At 70.5% G+C, this 18,863-nt stretch carries 15 protein-coding genes, 1 tRNA gene and 1 other RNA gene; 9 read left to right on the top strand and 8 right to left on the bottom strand.

What is annotated here, in order from left to right; all coding sequences use genetic code 11:
• Positions 1-27 precede the first annotated feature (27 nt).
• Together NCCP_RS02380 and rnpB are read right to left on the bottom strand one after the other, a co-directional pair.
• Positions 28-1,494, bottom strand: coding sequence for a glyceraldehyde-3-phosphate dehydrogenase (locus tag NCCP_RS02380; RefSeq protein ID WP_149955461.1), 1,467 nt, complete (start codon positions 1,492-1,494; stop codon positions 28-30).
• Positions 1,495-1,705: 211 nt separating this feature from the next.
• Positions 1,706-2,079, bottom strand: an RNA gene (gene rnpB, locus NCCP_RS02375) — RNase P RNA component class A.
• A 168-nt stretch (positions 2,080-2,247) separates the two neighbouring features.
• Between rnpB and NCCP_RS02370 the strand changes: the two genes are divergently transcribed.
• From NCCP_RS02370 to NCCP_RS02360, 3 genes are all read left to right on the top strand, one after another.
• Entirely contained in the window at positions 2,248-3,012 is a 765-nt protein-coding gene (locus tag NCCP_RS02370; RefSeq protein WP_172627260.1) for a YaaA family protein, read from the top strand.
• Positions 3,013-3,108: 96 nt separating this feature from the next.
• On the top strand, positions 3,109-4,923 hold the full coding sequence (locus NCCP_RS02365; protein WP_149955459.1) for an accessory Sec system protein Asp2: 1,815 nt from the start codon (positions 3,109-3,111) through the stop codon (positions 4,921-4,923).
• Between the two features lie 152 nt (positions 4,924-5,075).
• Positions 5,076-6,182, top strand: a complete 1,107-nt coding sequence (locus NCCP_RS02360) for a hypothetical protein (protein WP_149955458.1) — start codon at positions 5,076-5,078, stop codon at positions 6,180-6,182.
• 97 nt (positions 6,183-6,279) lie between these two features.
• Here NCCP_RS02360 and NCCP_RS02355 read toward each other — a convergent pair whose 3' ends face one another.
• Both NCCP_RS02355 and NCCP_RS02350 read right to left on the bottom strand, forming a co-directional pair.
• Entirely contained in the window at positions 6,280-7,020 is a 741-nt protein-coding gene (locus NCCP_RS02355; protein WP_149955457.1) for a zinc ribbon domain-containing protein, read from the bottom strand.
• Between the two features lie 100 nt (positions 7,021-7,120).
• On the bottom strand, positions 7,121-8,191 hold the full coding sequence (locus tag NCCP_RS02350; protein WP_149955456.1) for a Nif3-like dinuclear metal center hexameric protein: 1,071 nt from the start codon (positions 8,189-8,191) through the stop codon (positions 7,121-7,123).
• A 106-nt stretch (positions 8,192-8,297) separates the two neighbouring features.
• Between NCCP_RS02350 and msrA the strand changes: the two genes are divergently transcribed.
• From msrA to epsC, 3 genes are all read left to right on the top strand, one after another.
• Positions 8,298-8,867: a peptide-methionine (S)-S-oxide reductase MsrA gene (gene msrA, locus NCCP_RS02345; RefSeq protein WP_149955455.1), complete on the top strand. Its 570-nt coding sequence runs from the start codon at positions 8,298-8,300 to the stop codon at positions 8,865-8,867.
• Between the two features lie 98 nt (positions 8,868-8,965).
• Entirely contained in the window at positions 8,966-9,901 is a 936-nt protein-coding gene (gene cysK, locus NCCP_RS02340; RefSeq protein WP_149955454.1) for a cysteine synthase A, read from the top strand.
• A 69-nt stretch (positions 9,902-9,970) separates the two neighbouring features.
• A complete protein-coding gene (gene epsC, locus NCCP_RS02335; protein ID WP_149955453.1) occupies positions 9,971-10,555 on the top strand; it encodes a serine O-acetyltransferase EpsC in 585 nt (194 codons plus the stop codon).
• A gap of 261 nt (positions 10,556-10,816) precedes the next feature.
• Here epsC and gndA read toward each other — a convergent pair whose 3' ends face one another.
• The gene (gndA, locus tag NCCP_RS02330) at positions 10,817-12,253 is read right to left on the bottom strand and encodes an NADP-dependent phosphogluconate dehydrogenase (protein WP_149955452.1); all 1,437 of its coding nucleotides are present in this window, start codon (positions 12,251-12,253) and stop codon (positions 10,817-10,819) included.
• A gap of 293 nt (positions 12,254-12,546) precedes the next feature.
• Here gndA and NCCP_RS02325 point away from each other — a divergent pair, with 293 nt between their 5' ends.
• Positions 12,547-13,020: a hypothetical protein gene (locus tag NCCP_RS02325; RefSeq protein WP_149955451.1), complete on the top strand. Its 474-nt coding sequence runs from the start codon at positions 12,547-12,549 to the stop codon at positions 13,018-13,020.
• A gap of 242 nt (positions 13,021-13,262) precedes the next feature.
• Here the strand turns inward: NCCP_RS02325 and NCCP_RS02320 are convergent.
• From NCCP_RS02320 to NCCP_RS02310, 3 genes are all read right to left on the bottom strand, one after another.
• Positions 13,263-13,338, bottom strand: a tRNA-Val gene (locus NCCP_RS02320).
• 38 nt (positions 13,339-13,376) lie between these two features.
• Positions 13,377-13,925, bottom strand: coding sequence for a redoxin domain-containing protein (locus NCCP_RS02315; protein WP_172627259.1), 549 nt, complete (start codon positions 13,923-13,925; stop codon positions 13,377-13,379).
• Between the two features lie 53 nt (positions 13,926-13,978).
• Positions 13,979-14,395, bottom strand: a complete 417-nt coding sequence (locus NCCP_RS02310) for a DUF3052 domain-containing protein (RefSeq protein ID WP_149955449.1) — start codon at positions 14,393-14,395, stop codon at positions 13,979-13,981.
• 317 nt (positions 14,396-14,712) lie between these two features.
• On the opposite strand from NCCP_RS02310, the gene aceE reads away from it, so the two are divergent.
• Both aceE and NCCP_RS02300 read left to right on the top strand, forming a co-directional pair.
• Entirely contained in the window at positions 14,713-17,457 is a 2,745-nt protein-coding gene (gene aceE, locus NCCP_RS02305) for a pyruvate dehydrogenase (acetyl-transferring), homodimeric type (protein WP_149955448.1), read from the top strand.
• A 134-nt stretch (positions 17,458-17,591) separates the two neighbouring features.
• Complete coding sequence (locus NCCP_RS02300) at positions 17,592-18,809, top strand: PucR family transcriptional regulator (RefSeq protein WP_149955447.1); 1,218 nt, start codon at positions 17,592-17,594, stop codon at positions 18,807-18,809.
• Positions 18,810-18,863 lie beyond the last annotated feature (54 nt).

Here is an 18,863-nt window from a genome sequence, read left to right as displayed (position 1 = left end):
GCCGCCGTCGTGCTGCTGCGGGGTGCCTCAGGCGTTCGCGGTGGCCTTTTCGGCCGCGGCGACCGCGGGGAAGGCCTTCGCGTGGGTGCCGGCCATGGTCTCGATGACCCGGACCACCTGGCAGGAGTAGCCGAACTCGTTGTCGTACCAGACGTAGACGACGGCGTGCTTGCCGCTGGCGATGGTCGCCAGGCCGTCGACGATGCCCGCGCGGCGGGAACCGACGAAGTCCGTGGAGACGACCTCCGGGGAGGCGGTGTAGTCGATCTGCTTGTGCAGGTCCGACGTCAGGGACGCCTCGCGCAGGTACTCGTTGATCTCGTCCTTGGTGGCTTCCGTGGACAGGTTCAGGTTCAGGATGGCCATGGAGACGTCCGGGGTGGGGACGCGGATGGCGTTGCCCGTGAGCTTGCCCGCGAACTCCGGCAGGGCCTTGGCGACGGCCTTGGCGGCGCCGGTCTCGGTGATGACCATGTTCAGCACGGCGGAGCGGCCGCGGCGGTCGCCCTTGTGGAAGTTGTCGATCAGGTTCTGGTCGTTGGTGAACGAGTGGACCGTCTCGACGTGCCCGTGCTCGACGCCGAACTTGTCGTTCAGCGCCTTCAGCACCGGGGTAATGGCGTTGGTGGTGCAGGAGGCGGCGGAGACAATGGCGTCCTCGGCCGTGATGTCCTTGTCGTTGACGCCGTGGACAATGTTCTTCAGGTCGCCCTTGCCCGGTGCGGTCAGCAGGACGCGGGAGACGCCCTTGGACTGCAGGTGCTGGGACAGGCCCTCGCGGTCGCGCCAGCGGCCGGTGTTATCCACGACGATCGCCTTGTCGATGCCGTAGGCGGTGTAGTCGATGCTGGCCGGGTCGTTCGAGTAGATGACCTGGATCAGGGTGCCGTTGGCGAGGATGGTGTTGTTCTCCTCGTCGACCGTGATGGTGCCCTCGAACGGGCCGTGCACGGAGTCGCGGCGCAGCAGCGAAGCACGCTTGACCAGGTCGTTCTCGGCACCCTTGCGGACGACGATGGCGCGCAGGCGCAGGCCGTAGCCGCCGCGCTCGATGAGGATGCGGGCCAGCAGGCGGCCGATGCGGCCGAAGCCGTAGAGGACGACGTCGGCAGGCTCGGCGTCGGCGGCGCCGGCGGCGCCCACCTTGTCGCCGAACTCGGCGGTCAGGAAGTCCTTCAGGGAACCGGAACCGGACTCGCGGAACTTCTTGGCCAGGCGGGCCAGGTCCACCGAGACGGCGCCCAGGTTCAGTTCGTCAAGGGCCACGAGGAGCGGGTAGCTCTCCTCAAGCGGCAGCTCGGCCTCGTCAATGCGGCGGGCAATGCGGTGGGCCTTGAGGATGTCGATTGCCGACTGGTTGATCAGCTTCCGCCCATAGATGGAGGTCACCACATTGTTGTTGCGGTAGAGCCGCCCGATCAGCGGAATCATGGCCTCGGCGAGTGCTTCGCGCTCGCTCCATTTCTCAAGAGCGGCGGCAGACTGCTGGGTCACTTAGTATCCTTCCAATTCACCCGGCCCAGATCCTCAGGCCGGTTGGCACCGCGAAAGCACCATTGCTAGAGACGGTTTGTCGGGGCATGCAAATCGTCGCCCCGGGGCGGAACCCTCGTTCCATTCTAGGGGGCGCCGCGACTTCCGGGTCACACCCGACCATGATCTGCGTCACTAAGGGGCGTGAGCGTCACTGAGGGGCTCGGTGCGTGGGATGGGCCGGCCTGTACGCCGGGTTTTGTTCCCGGGCCCGGTTTCCCGGACGCGGGTGACGGCCATCCATCTAGGACCAGCGTTGCCGCTGGCCTCAAGCGGTCTACCCGGCCGCTGGGGCGAACAGCCCTCGTGGCGCGGCCTGTCTGACCTTGCTCCGGGTGGGGTTTACCTAGCCGGCCCAGTCGCCTGGGCCGCTGGTGGTCTCTTACACCGCCGTTTCACCCTTACCTGCCGCATGCGGCAGGCGGTCTGTTTTCTGTGGCACTGTCCTGCGGGTTACCCCGAGTGGGCGTTACCCACCACCCTGTTCTGTGGAGCCCGGACGTTCCTCGGGCCGCCGAAGCGGCACGCGGCCGTCCAGCCGACCCATCCGCCTTCAAGTCTACCTGCCGCCGCACCCGCCCAAGGACCCGGTACACGGTCCGTTCCGTGGCCGGACGGCGGCCCGTCGCCCGGATTTCGCATGCCGTTCACCGGCACGCCGCCGGGCCGCGGATGGGACGCCGCGGGGGCCCGCGCGCCGATAGGATCTTGGGCGTGCTGATTCTGCTTCCGCCCTCAGAGGGCAAACGTGCCGCGGCCGCCGGCGAGCCGTTCGAGTACCACGGGCTCTCCTTCCCCGACCTCGCCGCGGACCGCTCCCTGGTGCTGGCGGCCCTGGCCGAAGCCTCCGCCGGCCCGGACGCGCACGTCGTGCTGGGGGTGGGGCAATCCCTGGCGGCGGAGGTGGCACACAACCGCACCCTGCGCGCCGAGCCGTCCGCGCCCGCCCACGACGTCTACACCGGGGTCCTCTACGAGGCCCTCGGTTACCACGGTCTGGCCGCCGCCCAGCAGCAGAGGGCCCGGGCCTCCATCGTCGTCGTGTCGGCGCTGTGGGGCGCCGTCGGCTTCGCCGACCGGATCCCGGCCTACCGGCTGTCGATGTCGGTGGCGCTGCCGGGGCTGGGCAAGCTGGCGTCGTGGTGGAAGCCGCGCCTGGCGGCTCCGCTCGGCGAGCGCGCAGCCGGGCACCTGGTGGTCGACTGCCGCTCCAGCACGTATGCGGCGGCCTTTGCCCCGGACCCTGCCCGCACGGTCTCGGTGAACGTCTTCCAGGTCCGCGGCGGGGTGCGCAAGGTGGTGTCCCACTTCGCCAAGCACACCCGCGGCGAGCTGGCCCGCCACCTGCTGGTGCGCGGGGGCGGGGAACCGGGCACGCCCGGGGAGCTGCTGGCCGCGGCGCAGGAGAAGTGGACCGCGGAGCTGGTTCCGGGGACGGCCCGCACGGCGCACCGGCTCAACATCGTGCTGGACGGCTAGCCCCGCGCCCGGCCCCCACGGGCCGGGCACCAACCCGCCGGGCACCAACCAGCCGGGAACCAACCAGCCGAGCACCAACCAATCAAGGAGGCGAAGATGCCCGGGCAGGATCTGGAGTACGTCCGCGACGGAGTGAGGGTCGAATACAAGCGGCGGGCCGGAAAGCTGGACCGCCGCCACCTGATTGTGATGTTCACCGGCCTGAAGCCGATCGACTCCTACGATTTCGACGGCCGCTCCTCCGCGGACAGCCAGGCCCACTGGCTGTGGATGAAGGACAAGTTTGGGGGCCACTACGCGTACTACGTGCGCCGGGGTATGGATCCGTCCATCGAGCACGCGGTGATCGGGCTGATCGACGCCGAACTGGAACGGCTGGGACTGACCCGCGACCAGTGCACCCTGGCCGGGATTTCCAAGGGCGGGTTCGCCGCGCTGTACTTCGGCATCAAGTACAACTTCCGCAACATCGTCGCCAGCGCCCCGCAGATCTACCTGGGCACGCACACCCGAACCATCCGGCCCAAGATCTTCGGCCGGCTCAGCGGCAACGGCGGGGACCGCGAGCAGCGGGCGCTGGACGCGCTGATCCCCGATGCGGTGGCCGCGGACACCGGCACGGACAAGAACATCTACCTGTTCAGCTCCCCCCAGGACCAGTTCCACGAGGTCCAGGTCGCCCCGGCCCTGGAGATGTTCGGCAAGTACCCGAACTTCAACTACGTGGAGACGGACTCGGACCTGGTCCGTGACCACGCCAGCACCATCCGGTACAACCTGCCGCTGGTCCTGTCCGTCCTGTACGCCGTGGCGGACAACATCGCCCCCCGCTTCGGCCGGGTCCGCAACGGCAACCCGCAGGATCCGCGGCTGCGCGAGGAGATCCTGCACCGGCAGCGGAGCTCCCGCGAAGCCGTGGCGGCCCTGTCCTCGGCCCGGCTCGCGGGGCCGCTGTTCTTCCCCGCCGGGACCGGCTTCCTGCGCGGCCATGAGGTGGACCGCCCGGCGGACCTGGACGCCCGCCTGGTCCTGGCCGGCAGCGGCGGGCGGCGGGAGTTCGCGCTGGAGACCGCCGGGGACACCGCAATCACCTTCCGGCACTACCGGGACGCGGCGTGCAACTACCGCAAGGGCGGATTCACCTCCCCCCGGAAGGCGGGCCTGGACCTGTCCGGCCTGCCCGGCGGCACCTACGAGGTCCTGCTGCGCCTGGCCCTTCCCGGCCACGGAGAGCCGGCCGCGGGTCCCGGGAGTCCCGGGGAACCGGTGGAGGTGCCGCTGCGGTCCGACCTTGCGCTCCACAGCGAGTCCCAGCACGGCGGACGGCTTATCCGCTTCCGGGCCGACGGCGGCCGTGCCACGCTGGACATCCGCTCCGTGGCCGGTCCCGCACCCAAGGAGGCCATATTCCGGCTGCGCAAGAGCTGGGCCCGCGGCCCGCTGGTGCACATGGACGGGGACTTCGCGGTGCGCGGGGTGCAGATGCCGGAACGGAACACCGGCACGTATTACCTGGTGCTGCGCGGAAACGGGGAACTGCATGCACGGCCCCTAGTGTGCAGCGGCACCAACGGCCCCGCGGACAGTTTCGGGGATGGACTGGGAAACTACGCGTGCGCGCGCTTCGGGACCTGGAAGCGCCAAGGCGTGGATGTCTCAGGCCTGCCGCCGGGCCGGTACGAGGTCGCGGTGACCCTGAGCTGCGCGGGCGGCATCTTCACCCTGCCCGCCGGCAAGGTCCTGGTGGTCGGGGTCGACGGCCGCGGGGGGACGACGACGGCGCTGGGCGCCTCCGGCGGCCCCCTGGACCCCTCCTTCCTGGGCCGCCTGCGCCGCGTGCCCCTGCGGCGGCTGCGGCCGGGCCTGGCGCGCAGGGTCAGGCGCCGGCTGGGGAGGTTGTACCGGCGCTGAGGCGAACCCTTCTGTGCGGGATCGCTGCGGGAATACAGTGGTCCTGCGGGACCATCCGTCCGGCCCCGCGCGGCACCGTTCCCCTGCGGCACGCCGGCCCTGGTTCGCCATGGGCCCGGCCCGTGTTCGGCGCTTGGGGGTGAGGAGGGACAGTGGCGTTTTCACGGCAGCGACCCGTGCCGGGTCTTCCGCTGCGCCGCCGGGACGCGTTGCGGCTGCTGGCAGCCGCACCGCTGCTGGCGGCCGATTCCCCGGCCACCCTTGCCGCGCTGCGGGCCCGTTCCCCGGGCGCTGCCGGAGGACCTCCGGGAGCGCACCCCGTCGTGGACGGTGGCCCCACCATCCCCACCGCGATGGCCGGCTGGGGATCCTCGACGATGGCCGCCATGGCCGCGGAACTGGAGTCCCTGGCGGCCGGCCACGGGTGGGCCTACCTCGACGGCGGGGCCGGCGGACAGACGGCCGAGCAGATCCTGGCCCGGCTGGGCTCCCGGCCCGCCCGCATGGATGCCGGCCTGGTGCCGTCCCGCGGCGCCGTTCTCCTGACCACCGGGTCCATGAGCGCCCGCGCCCCCGCCGCCTTCGATGCCTGGGGCACCCTGGCCGGGATTCCCGGCCGCCTGGCCAAGGACCCCGGCCGCCAGCCGGGATACCTTTTCCTGCGCACGCTGCCCGGCCCGGCCCGGGAAGTTCCGGACGGCACGCCCTTCATCCCGGCCACCGAGACGGCGGCGCGTATCGGCATCGGGCACCTGAACATCGGCAAAAACAACCTCACCCGGGGCCACCCGGGCACCCACGACCCGGCCCGGATCGTGGAGTGGACCGGCGAGGCCCACGACTGGCTGGCCTCGTCCGGGACCCGCGTGCTGGTGTGGGGCCACTTCCCCAACACCGGCACGCCCCGGTCCTCCCCCGTCCGCAAGGGCATCCTGCAGGTCAACGAGGAGCTGCAGGCACGCTATGGCAGCCGCTACCTGGACCTGCACGGGCTCGTGGCGGGGGACGAGATCTGGGAACTGGCCGGCGTGCATCCCACCGCCGAGGACCGCCGGGAACAGAAACTGGGCAACAAGCCCCCGGGCCTGTCCCACGACCGCGCCCACCTGAGCCGGGCCGGACGCCGGGCCGTGCGGATCGCCGTCGAACACCGGCTGGCCGAACTGGGGTGGTTCAGAGCGGCGCAGCCACCGCTGCGCGCCACCGCCCTTCCGCGGTGGCCGTCCCCCCGGTGGCCGTCCCCGCGGCAACCCTCCTAGGAACCGCCGAACCCGGAATGCCCTGCCGGGCGGCGCTGCGGGGCAGGCTGCTGCCGGGCGGGGTGCTGCGGGGCGGGCTGCTGCCAGCTTGCGGAGCTCAGGAACCCCACTCCGCGGAACGGACCAGGATGCAGCCCGAATCCGGGCAGAACACCACCGCGTCCTCGGCCGCCGCCTTGATCTCGGCCAGGTCTCCCGGGCTGAGGGCGATCCCCGAGCCCTCGGAGACCCCGTGGAAGAGGCGGGCGGCGCCAATGCCGCGCTGGGCCAGCGTCTTCTCATACAGGGCCAGCAGCGTGGGCTCGAACGTCCCCGCCAGGGCGCCCCGCTGGCCGGAAACTTCGGCGCGTTCGGCCTCGACCGCCGACAGCTCGGCATCCCGTCCAGCCTCCAGCCTGGACAGTTGCGCCGCGGCCTCCCCGGCGGCCGCGGCTGCGGCCTCCAGCCGGCCCGCCACCTCTTCGAGGGTTTCCATGAGCTCCAGCTCGGCGTCCTCGAGGTCGGCCTTGCGCTTGCCCAGCGTCTGCAGCTCGTGCTGCAGTCCCATCAGGTCCTTGGACGTCCCCGTGCCGGCGTCCAGGCGCTTCTGGTCCCTGTCGATGCGTGCCTGCACCCCTTCGACCTCCTGTTCCTGGGCGGCCAGGTCCTTGCGCACCACGGCAAGCTCGGCCTCCACCGCGGCCTGCGCGGCGGCGGCCTCGGCATGGGCTGCCCTGGCCGCGGCCACCTCGGGGTCCGCGGCGAGCGCCGCGGCCCGCCGGCCCAGCTTGACCAGCCGCGAATCCAGTGCCTGCAGGTCAAGCAGGCGGTGCTGTTCGCTTTGTGGTGCCTTGGCCATGGTGTCTCCTCCAGGGTCGGGTGCGGCGGGCGTAAACGCCGCCTGCGGGGATGGGGCCTGCGTGGATGGGGGCCTGCGCGGATCGGTCAGGCGCCGGGGGTCAGGCGCCGGGGGTCAGGACGAAGTCCCAGGGATCGGTGTTGATCCCGCTGACGGCGATCTCGACGGCGAAGTCCTGGTCGCGCAGGACGTTGCCCAGCGCCTCGGCGGCGGCGGGCAGCCAGAGCCATTCGCTGGCGAAGTGGGAGATGTCGATCAGGTAGGGGCGCCCGTTGACGGCGCCCTCGCGCGCCTCCGACGCCGGGTGGTGGCGCAGGTCGGCGGTGACGTAGACATCGGCCTCGGCGGCGCGGACCTGCGGCAGCAGGCTGTCGCCGGAGCCACCGCAGACAGCGATCTTGCGCACCAGGCCCTGGCGGTCGCCGGCCACCCGGACCCCGCCGGCGACCGCGGGCAGGGCCCCGAAGACGCGGGCGGCAAAATCGCCCAGGGTGGTCGGTTCGGCCAGGTAGCCGACCCGGCCGATGCCTTCCTCGGGCAGTCCGGCCGGGGACGCGGACAGCGGAACGGCTTCGCTCAGGCCAAAGATATCCGCCATCACGTCGGAGACGCCCCCGACGGCGGCGTCCCCGTTGGTGTGCACGGTGACCAGGGCGCAGTTGGATTCGATGAGGTGGTGGATCGCCTCGCCCTTGAACGTTCCGGCGGCGACGCTGCTCACCGGGCGCAGCAGCAGCGGGTGGTGGGTGATCAGCAGGTCCGTGCCGCGGGCGACGGCGTCGGCAATGACCTCAAGGGTGGGGTCAACAGCGAAGACGATGCGCTTGACCTCGCGCTCCGGGCGCCCCACCACCGGACCGACCGCGTCCCACTCCTCGGCGAGTGACGCGGGCCAGAGTTCCTCGATGGCCAGCAGCACCTCCCCCAGCGTCGGATGGGCCGCGGGCGCGGTCTCCGCCGCTTCCGGTTCGCCGGTTTCCGTGGCGCCAGCGTCGGTGGCGGCCGTATCGGCGGCGGCTGTGTCGGTCGCGCCGGCGCCGGACAGGTCCGCGCCGCCCACCTCCGCACCTCCGGTGTCCACGGTGCCGGTGTTTACGGTGCCGGCGGCTGCCTCCTCGGGGCCCCCGGCGGCCGGGGCCTTCGGCCCGGCGTGCTCTGCGTCGTTCTGCATGCCTCTACCGTAGTGGGCGCCCCGGCTACGGCGGGAACCCTGGGGCCAACTTGACGCGGAGCCGGCCTGCGGGAATCTTTCGGCCTCCGGGCGCCTTTAATACTTCGTGACCGAATCAACCGGGGCGCAGCCCCCCTCAACGCCCGCCCCTCCGCAGACATACATCCTTGCCGGAGGCTGTTTTTGGTGCCTCGATGCGGTGTACCGCAAGACCCGCGGAGTTTCCTCCGTCGTGTCCGGATACATCGGCGGGCACACGGCCAACCCCACCTACCATGAAGTGTGCAGCGGGACCACCGGGCACGCCGAGGCGGTGGCGGTCACCTTCGACCCGGACACGGTACCGCCCCAAGTCATCCTCGACATCTTTTTCGCGACCCACGATCCGACCACGCTCAACCGCCAGGGGTACGACGTCGGCACCCAGTACCGGTCCGCGATGTTCTACCTGGACCCGGGGCAGGAGGCCCTTTTCCGGGCCGCGATCGCGCGCCACCAGGCGGACTGGAGCAACCCGATCGTCACCGAGGTGGTCCGGGCCCCGCGCTTCCACGCCGCCGAGGACTACCACCAGGACTACTACGCCAAGCACCCCTGGGAGGGGTACTGCCAGGTCATCATCAATCCCAAGCTGTCCAAGGCCCGGAAATATTACTCCCAATGGCTGGAGCCGTAAGCTTCAAGTTCCCCCATGACTAGGCTGGGGCGCAACTGTGCCAGCCCGGTCTGGACCGCAGCAATCCGTTCCGCAGCAACCTGGAGGCCTTACCGCGCATGGGCAAGATCTACAACAATGTCACCGAACTCGTCGGCCGCACCCCGCTGGTGCGCCTGAACCGGCTCTCTGACGGCCTCCCGGCCAAAATCGCCGTCAAGCTGGAGTTCTACAACCCGGCCAACTCCGTCAAGGACCGCATCGGCGTGGCCATCATTGACGCGGCGGAGAAGTCCGGCGCCCTGAAGCCGGGCGGCACCATCGTCGAGGGCACCTCCGGCAACACCGGCATCGCGCTGGCCATGGTGGGCGCGGCCCGCGGCTACAAGGTCATCCTGACCATGCCGGAGACCATGTCCACCGAGCGGCGGGTCATGCTGCGCGCCTACGGTGCGGAGATCGTGCTGACCCCGGGCTCCGAGGGCATGCGCGGGGCGGTGGAAAAGGCCAAGGAGATCGTGGCCACCACGGACAACTCCATCTGGGCCCAGCAGTTCGCCAACGCGGCCAACCCCGCGGTCCACCGCGAGACCACCGGGCGTGAGGTCTGGGAGGACACCGACGGCGAGGTCGACATCTTTGTCGCCGGGGTCGGCACCGGCGGCACCATCACCGGCGCGGGCCGCCTGCTCAAGGAGCTCAAGCCGGGCCTGCAGGTGGTGGCCGTGGAGCCGAAGGACTCCCCCATCCTCAACGGCGGCAGCCCCGGACCGCACAAGATCCAGGGCCTGGGCGCCAACTTCATCCCCGAGGTCCTGGACACCGAGGTCTACGACGAGGTCCTGGACGCCTCCGTCGAAGACTCGGTGGCCACCGCCCGCGCGCTGGGCACCGAGGAGGGCATCCTGGGCGGCATCTCCTCCGGGGCCGCGGTGTGGGGCGCCCTGCAGTTGGCCGCCCGTCCGGAGAACGCCGGTAAACTGATCGTCGCAGTGGTCCCCGACTTCGGGGAACGCTACATCTCCACGCTCCTCTACGACGACATCCGCGGCTAGTCCCCGGGCGCAGCCGCCGCCCGGACCGGGACGGCTCGATCCCGCCGGCAACCAGTAAAGGCATTAGGTGTGAATTTCCTGTCACGACTCATGGAGGACCTCAACGGCGCCCGCGCCCACGATCCCGCGGCCCGCGGCAACGTGGAGAACTTCCTGGCCTACTCCGGGCTGCACGCGATCTGGATGCACCGGCTGACCCACAGGTTGTGGCGGAACCCCCGGCTGCGCCTTCCGGCGCGCCTGCTCTCCCAGTTCGCGCGCTTCCTGACAGGCATCGAAATCCACCCCGGGGCAACGATCGGGCGCCGCTTCTTCATCGACCACGGTATGGGCGTGGTGATCGGCGAGACGGCGGAGATCGGCGACGACGTCATGATCTATCACGGCGTCACCCTTGGCGGACGTTCGCTCGCGAAGGTGAAGCGGCATCCGACGATCGGCGACCGGGTGGTGATCGGCGCCGGGGCCAAGGTCCTGGGGCCCATCACCATCGGCGCCGACTCCGCCATCGGCGCCAACGCCGTGGTGGTCAAGGACGCTCCGGAGGGCTCGATCGTCACCGGCATCCCGGCCAGCAACCGCCCGCGCCGGCCCGAAGAGCGCACGCCGGCGGTGGACCCGGCCGAATACATCGATCCCGCCATGTGGATCTAGGTTTGGATCCAGGCTTGGATCCAGGCCCGGATACGACGCCGGGACCACGCCGCCGAGGCGCCTGCCCCTTCCGGGGCGGGCGCCTCGCGCGCGTTTCCGGGCGGTGCCGGACTGTCCCGCTGGCCGGGAGGCGCCAAGGGCCGCCTCCCGGCCCGGGAAACGACGTCGGGCGGCAGGCTTCCCCGCGGGGAAGCCTGCCGCCCGACGGCTGCGCCGCCCTTGCGGGGCTGCGCCGCCCTGCTGAGGCTGCGCGCCTTGGCGCTAGTGGGTGTCCACCGCCGCCACCTCGGACTTGTCCCCGCCCCACAGGGTGTGGAAGGTGCCTTCAGCGTCGACGCGTCCGTAGGTGTGCGCGCCGAAAAGGTCGCGCAGGCCCTGGGTCAGCGCGGCCGGCAGGCGGTCCCGGCGCAGGCCGTCGTAGTAGGCCAGCGCGGAGGAGAACACCGGCACCGGGATGCCCAGCTGGACGGCGGTGGCCACGACGCGGCGCCAGGCCGGGAGGGCCGCGGCGATCGCGTCCCGGAACGCCGGCGCGAAGAGCAAGTTGGCTGGCCGGGCACCGCCGGCGTAGGCCTTGGCGATGTCCTTGAGCAGTTCGGCGCGGATAATGCAGCCGGCCCGCCACAGCGAAGCGATCTCGTCCAGCTTCAGGTCCCATCCGTACTCGCCCGCGGCGGAGGTAAGCATGTCCAGGCCCTGCGCGTAGGAGACCAGCTTGGAGGCGTAGAGCGCCTGGCGGACGTCCTCCACGAAGTTTTCCGGAAGCCCGACGCCGGTGGGGGCGCCTTCCAGCACGGCCTGCGCCTCCGCGCGCTGGTCCCGCTGAGAGGACAGCGCCCGCGCGAAGACCGACTCCGCAATGGCGGAGACCGGGGAGCCCAGGTCCAGGCCGGAGACGACCGTCCAGCGGCCGGTGCCCTTCTGCCCCGCGGAGTCGACGACGACGTCCACGAACGGCTTGCCTGTCCTGGCATCCACATGGCCGAGCACCTCGGCGGTGATTTCGATCAGGAAGGAGGCCAGCTCTCCCCTGTTCCACTCGGAGAAGATCGCGGCCTGCTCGGCGGGCTCGATCCCGGCCGCGGAGCGCAGCAGGTCGTAGGCCTCGCCAATGACCTGCATGTCGGCGTATTCAATGCCGTTGTGCACCATCTTCACGAAGTGCCCGGCCCCGTCGGTGCCGACCCAGGCGCAGCACGGTTCGCCGTCAACCTTGGCGGCGATTTTCTCCAGCATCGGCCCCAGGGCGTCGTAGGACTCCCGCGAACCGCCCGGCATGATCGAGGGGCCCAGCAGCGCCCCCTCTTCGCCGCCGGAGACCCCGACCCCCACGAAGTGCAGGCCCTTTTCCGCCAGCGCGGCCTCGCGGCGGCGGGTGTCCTCGTAGTGGGAGTTGCCGGCGTCGATGACGATGTCCCCGGGCTCCAGCAGCGGCACCAGCTGATCGATGACGGCGTCGACCGGGGCTCCGGCCTTGACCATGATCAGCACCCGGCGCGGAACCTCCAGGTTCTCCACCAGTTCGGCCAGGGACTCCGTGCGGATGAAGTTGCCCTCGTCGCCGTGGGCGGCGAGCAACGCGTCGGTCTTGGCGACCGAGCGGTTGTGCAGGGCGACGGTGTAGCCGTTGCGGGCGAAGTTGCGGGCGAGGTTCGCGCCCATGACGGCCAGGCCGGTGACGCCGATCTGTGCGGGCATGCTGGTCTTTCCTCCGGTTTTCGGTGGGGGGTGGGAAGTCCCCTCTAGCCTAGCGCGCGGAGCGTGCCCTTCCGTGTCGGCTGCGCCGGCCCCGGCCGCACCCGGGCGTGCCACACCGGCTGCCGGGTGCCCCCGACGCCTCCGCCCCCGACGCCTCCACCCACAGAGCCTTCCTTCAAGGAGGCAGGCGGAAGTAATTTTGGTAACGAATATATAAAGATTCGGTAAAGTGGCGCGCCGGAACTTACCCTTGTATATAGGCCCCCTCGCTTCCACGCTTCCTGGAGGAACCCATGACCCCCCACTTCCCCCGCCCCCGCGCCGCCTCCGGCGCCCCCGAGCGCCGCTTCCGCATCACGGGAACGGCCTACCAGTGGCTGGTTTACAACGACCCGGAGACGTCCCGGCGGTTCCGCAACGCAACGCTGGCCCTGCTCGCCGTAGGCGCGGTGTGCGCCGGACTGCTGCTCCCCGAGCTGCCCCTGGTGGTGGAGCGGATCCTGCTCGCCGGCGCCGCGGTGGCCCTGCTCTCGGTGCTGATCTCCGTGGGCACGGCCCTGATGAGCGCCTTCACGGCGCGCCCGGACGGGCTGCTGCAGGTGGCTGCGGCCGCCGGTACGGACTTGGAGGGCCTGGCGGTGGCGGTGCGTGCCGCCGAGCGCCGGCGCATCCCCACCGTGCTGCCCAGCGGGTTCCACCTGCGGACCGAGCACACCAAGGGCAAGACCCCCGAGGTCGCGATCGTGATGGTCCGTCCCGCCGCCTAGCTGTATCCGGCTGCCTGGCTGTATCCGGTTCAGGCACGGGATTCCGCCTGCGGCGCTGGCAACCCCGGCGCCAACAGCACCAAAAACAAAGGATCCCCGCTGTCTGCGGGCCGTCACGGCCCGCAGACAGCGGGGATCCTTTTCGTTACTGCGGCGTGGTGCCGCCGCGGGTGGTGCTGCGTTGCTTGGTGCTGCATCTCTTGGTCTTGCATTGCCTGGTACGGCGCTGCCTGGTACTGCACTGGTGGGCCCTACCGGGATCGAACCGATGACATCCACGGTGTAAACGTGGCGCTCTACCAGCTGAGCTAAAGGCCCCTGCGGCGTCCCAGCCTACCGCGCCGCAGGCCACACGCCTAATCCGGCGCGCCGGGCCGGTCCCCTGCCCGCAGCCGCTCCACGGCCCTCCGGTAGTCCTCCGGGTCCCGCCCCTGCCCCACGGGGGTGGCGAAGCGGGCGGCCACGCGACCTCCCGAGACCAGGAACGTGGAGCGGGTGGCCATGCCGCGCACCGCGTCGAAACACCCGAACGCGGTAGCGGTGGCCCCGTGCGGCCAGAAGTCAGCGAGCAGGTCGAACCCCAGGCCCAGTTCCTGCGCGTAGGCGCGCAGGGCGTACTTGTGGTCCACGGACACCGCCAGGATCCGCACTCCCCGGGACTGCAATTCGGGACGCAGCGCCTCAAGCGCCTCCAGCTCCCCGGTGCAGACCCGGGAGAAGGCGAACGGAAAGAAAACCACAAAGTAGTCCCCCTCCCCCAGCCCGCCTTCCCGCCCCGGGCCGAGGCGCTCGCCGTACTGGTTCTCCAGCAGGAACTCCGGCACCGCATCACCCGGCTGCGGGCGCGCACCGGCTGCCACGGCCGCGCCCTCGGCGGGACCGGCGTCGTACCGTGGCCCGGGCACGGGCACTCGGGCCTGCGGCGCTGGCACTTTGGCCTGCGGCGCTGGGACCACTTCTAGTTCTTGCGGCGGGCCACCAGCCGGGAGGCCGCCCAGTCGCGGGACACGCCCTCGGTCTTGGTGACGTGCAGGCCGGCGGTCGGCGCGGCCTCCTGGATGTCCATGGGCGGCACGTAGCCGTCCCGGCCCGACTTGGGGGTCAGCAGCCACACCACGCCCCCCTCCTGCAGGCTGGTGAGGGCGTCGACCAGTCCGTCCACAAGGTCGCCGTCGCCGTCCCGCCACCACAGCAGGACCGAGTCGACGACGTCGTGGTCCTCCTCCGTCAGCAGTTCGCCGCCGATGGCATCCTCGAGTTCCTCCCGCAGATCGAAATCGACGTCGTCGTCGTATCCGAGTTCCTGCACAAGGTTCCCGTCCTTAAAACCCATCTTGGCCGCGGCCCCGGTGGTTGCCGCTCCGGCGTCACTCACGTCACTCCTCCTGCTGGTGTATTCATTTGGGTCCAAGCCAACACCCTTTTGCCCGCTCCATCAAGCGAGACCCCGCATGACACGCCGCAGGGCGCTTTTGGCGGGGTGGCTGTATCACGCGCGCAGCGCCTCCGCGCGGCAGGGCAGCGCTTAGTAAATACGCATCCCGCAGGCCGGAGCACTACAGTGGGTCCGAAGGTCCGGACCGTCTACCCGACGGAGCCGGCAATCCAAGCGGCCGCTGCCGCACGCTTCGTCCGGCCGAGCACGGACGTGACGCGAACCCCCGCTGTACCCGTAACGAGGAGAAGTTGGACGTGGCTGAAGAGGAACACATTTCCCACATCCGGAGCGGCTTGACCAGCCAATTGCCGGACCGCGACCCCGAAGAGACCGCCGAATGGCTTGAGTCCTTCGATGACCTGGTGGAAACCCAGGGAACAGAACGAGCCCAGTTCATTGTCCGTTCGCTGCTCCAGCGCGCCGGGGCGAAGAGTGTCGGCGTGCCGATGGTGACCACCACCGACTACGTAAACACCATTCCCGTCGACCAGGAGCCGCAGTTCCCGGGCAACGAGGAATTTGAGCGCCGCTACCGCGCCTACATGCGCTGGAACGCCGCGGTCATGGTGCACCGCGCCCAGGACCCGTCCATCGGCGTCGGCGGGCACATCTCCACCTTCGCCGGCGCAGCCACCCTCTACGAGGTCGGCCAGAACCACTTCTTCCGCGGCAAGGACCACCCGGGCGGCGGGGACCACGTCTTCTTCCAGGGCCACGCCTCCCCGGGAATGTACGCCCGCGCCTTCCTGGAGGGCCGCCTCTCCGCCGAGGACCTGGACGGCTTCCGCCAGGAGAAGTCCAAGGAAGGCCACGCGCTGCCCTCCTACCCGCACCCGCGTTCGATGCCGGACTTCTGGGAGCACCCGACCGTCTCCATGGGCCTGGGGCCGATGAACGCCATCTACCAGGCGCAGTCGGACCGCTACCTGCACAACCGCGGCATCAAGGACACCTCCCAGCAGCACACCTGGGCCTTCCTCGGCGACGGCGAAATGGACGAGCCCGAATCGCGCGGCCTGCTCCAGCTGGCTGCCAACGAGAAGCTGGACAACCTGACCTTCGTGGTCAACTGCAACCTGCAGCGCCTTGACGGCCCGGTGCGCGGCAACGGCAAGATCATGCAGGAACTCGAGGCCTTCTTCCGCGGCGCCGGCTGGAACGTCATCAAGGTCGTGTGGGGCCGCGAGTGGGATGCCCTGCTCAAGAAGGACACCCACGGAATGCTCGTGGACATCATGAACCAGACCCCGGACGGGGACTACCAGACCTACAAGGCGGAGTCCGGCGGATTCGTGCGCGAGCACTTCTTCGGCAAGACCCCCGAGACCAAGGAAATGGTCGCCGACCTGACGGACCAGGAGATCTGGAACCTCAAGCGCGGCGGGCACGACTACCACAAGGTGTACGCCGCCTATAAGTCCGCCATGGAGTTCTCGGGCAAGCCGACCGTCATCCTGGCGCACACCGTCAAGGGCTACGGCTTGGGCCCCCACTTCGAGGGCCGCAACGCGACCCACCAGATGAAGAAGCTCACGCTGGAGGACCTCAAGGCCTTCCGCGACCACCTGCGCATCCCGATCACGGACGAGCAGCTCGAGGCCAACCCGTACCGTCCGCCGTACTACCACCCGGGCTCCGACGCGCCGGAGATCAAGTACATGATGGAGCGCCGCGCCGCGCTGGGCGGATTCGTTCCGGAGCGCCGCGAGAAGCACGCGCCCCTGGAACTGCCCGGCGAGAAGGCCTACGAGGTCGCCAAGCGCGGCTCCGGCAAGCAGCAGGCGGCCACCACCATGGCGTTCGTGCGCCTGCTCAAGGACCTGATGCGGGACAAGGAGTTCGGCAAGCGCATCGTTCCGGTCATCCCGGACGAGGCGCGCACCTTCGGCATGGACTCGTTCTTCCCGACGGCGAAGATCTACAACCCCAAGGGCCAGAACTACCTGTCCGTGGACCGGGACCTGGTCCTCGCGTACAAGGAGTCCCCCGCCGGGCAGATCCTGCACGCGGGCATCAACGAAGCCGGCTCGACCTCCGCGTTCACCGCGGCCGGCACCGCCTACGCCACCCACGGCGAGCCGCTGATCCCGATCTACATCTTCTACTCGATGTTCGGCTTCCAGCGCACGGGCGATTCCTTCTGGGCCGCCGGCGACCAGATGACGCGCGGCTTCATCATCGGCGCCACCGCGGGCCGCACCACGCTCACCGGCGAGGGCCTGCAGCACGCGGACGGGCATTCCCCGCTGCTGGCCTCCACCAACCCGGCCGTGGTGACCTACGACCCGGCCTTCGGCTACGAGATCGGCCACATCATGAAGGCCGGCCTGGAGCGCATGTACGGCGGCAGGCACGAGGACCCGAACGTGATGTACTACCTCACGGTGTACAACGAGCCGATCGTGCAGCCGGCCGAGCCGGAGGAGCTGGACGTCGAGGGCCTGCTTGGCGGCATCTACCTGCTGGCCCCGGCCAAGGTGGACGGCCCGCGCACCCAGCTGCTCGCCTCCGGTGTGGCGGTGCCGTGGGCGCTCGAGGCCCAGCAGATCCTCGCCGACGAGTGGGGCGTCTCCGCCGACGTCTGGTCCGTGACCAGCTGGAACGAGCTGCGCCGCGAGGGCCTGGCCGCGGAGGAGGAGGCGTTCCTGAACCCGGGCGCCGAGGCGCGCGCGCCGTTCGTCACCCGCCAGCTGGCCGGCGCCACCGGCCCGGTGGTGGCCGTCAGCGACTTCATGAAGGCCGTGCCGGACCAGATCCGCCAGTTCGTCCCGAACGAGTTCGCCACCCTCGGCGCCGACGGGTTCGGCTTCTCCGACACCCGCGCCGCCGCCCGCCGGTACTTCAAGATCGACTCGCACTCGATCGTGGTGCGCGCGCTGCAGATGCTCGCCCGCCGCGGCGAGGTCGACGCCGCCGCCCCGGCACGGGCGTTCGAGAAGTACCAGCTTGACAACGTGAACGCCGGCACCTCCGGCAACACGGGCGGCCCCGCGGAGTAGCGGCGCCCTGCGGGCCTGCGGCGGACCGCGCCACGACGGCGGCGGGACCCTTCCCCTGGAAGGGTCCCGCCGCCGTCGTTTTGTAGCCTTCTCACAAAATGCGACCATTCAACCGGGGCGCGTATCCTCTTTCCATGAGCGAAGATCGACCCGGCACGCAGGCGCCGCGCATCCGGCCGGCCCGGCAGCCCAAGGCCAGCCCGGAAACGCTCGCCCGGCTGAAGAACCACCTGGGGGTGCTCTCCACCGTCGCCCTCAAGCACCTGGACCAGTCGCTGCCCTGGTACCGCGGCCTGCGCCCGGAAGAACGCGCGGCGCTGGGGCTGGTGGCGCAGAAGGGCATCTCCTCCTTCGTCTCCTGGTATGAGCGCCCCCAGTCCCCGCAGTGGGTGCTCAACGACGTCTTTGGCGCCGCGCCCAGCGAACTGACCCGCTCCATCAGCCTGCAGAAGGCCCTGCAGCTGATCCGCACGATCGTGGAGGTGGTGGAGAGCCAGGTGCCGGACATCGCCCCGGAGGCCGAGCACCCGCAGCTGCGCGAGGCGGTGCTGCGCTACTCCCGCGAGGTCGCGTTCGCCGCGGCCGACGTCTACGCGCGCGCCGCCGAGTCCCGCGGCGCGTGGGACAGCCGGCTGGAGGCGCTGGTGGTGGACGCGGTGCTGCGCGGGGAGAGCCCGGACGCGCTGCGCTCGCGCATTGCCGCCGTCGGCTGGAAGTCCCAGACGGACATCCGCGTCATGGTGGGCACCACGCCGGAGGTCGCCGGCGCCGGCTTCGTGGGAGACCTGCGCCGGGCCGCGGTGCGCCACACCAAGGACTGCCTGGTCGGGATCCAGGGCGACCGGTTGATCCTGATGCTCGGAGGCATGGAGGAATCCGAGTCGGAGCAGGTCTACACCCGGCTCAGCGAGTTCTTTGGCCCGGGCCCGGTGGTGTACGGGCCCCCGGCGCCCACCCTGCGCGACGCCGCCGCCTCCGCGCACGCCGCCTTCGCCGGCATCGCCGCCGCCCGCGCCTGGCCGCAGGCCCCGCGCCCGGTCGCCGCCGACGACCTGTGGCCCGAGCGCGTGATGGACGGCGACGACGCCGCCCGCTCCTCGCTGGTGAACAACATCTACCGGCCCCTCGAGAAGGCCGGCAACGGCCTGGTGGAAACCCTGGCCAGCTACCTGACGCTGGGGCATTCGCTGGAGGGGACGGCGCGCGAACTGTTCGTCCACGCCAACACCGTGCGCTACCGGCTCAAGCGGGTGTGTGACGTCACCGGGTGGGATCCGCTGATCCCGCGCGAGGCGTTCGTGCTGCAGACAGCCCTCGTGGTGGGGCGTCTCGATTCCGGCAAAGAGTTGTAGGATTCCTACAACGACGCGAGTGGAGGTTGGTGCCCCCGGACACCGGGGAGGGCC

Origin of the sequence: Zafaria cholistanensis (assembly GCF_008580665.1) — a bacterium.
Classification (GTDB): Bacteria; Actinomycetota; Actinomycetes; order Actinomycetales; family Micrococcaceae; genus Zafaria; species Zafaria cholistanensis.
The sequence above is the reverse complement of the archived record's forward strand: the minus strand, read 5'-3'. Positions and strand labels throughout refer to the sequence as shown.

Bases quoted from the DNA above. Each gene is read 5' to 3' on its own strand.
- NCCP_RS02355 (WP_149955457.1), bottom strand. From the start codon at position 7,020: ATGGCCAAGGCACCACAAAGCGAACAGCACCGCCTGCTTGACCTGCAG.
- NCCP_RS02300 (WP_149955447.1), top strand. From the start codon at position 17,592: ATGAGCGAAGATCGACCCGGCACGCAGGCGCCGCGCATCCGGCCGGCC.
- cysK (WP_149955454.1), top strand. From the start codon at position 8,966: ATGGGCAAGATCTACAACAATGTCACCGAACTCGTCGGCCGCACCCCG.
- NCCP_RS02365 (WP_149955459.1), top strand. From the start codon at position 3,109: ATGCCCGGGCAGGATCTGGAGTACGTCCGCGACGGAGTGAGGGTCGAA.
- gndA (WP_149955452.1), bottom strand. From the start codon at position 12,253: ATGCCCGCACAGATCGGCGTCACCGGCCTGGCCGTCATGGGCGCGAAC.
- NCCP_RS02325 (WP_149955451.1), top strand. From the start codon at position 12,547: ATGACCCCCCACTTCCCCCGCCCCCGCGCCGCCTCCGGCGCCCCCGAG.
- NCCP_RS02350 (WP_149955456.1), bottom strand. From the start codon at position 8,191: ATGCAGAACGACGCAGAGCACGCCGGGCCGAAGGCCCCGGCCGCCGGG.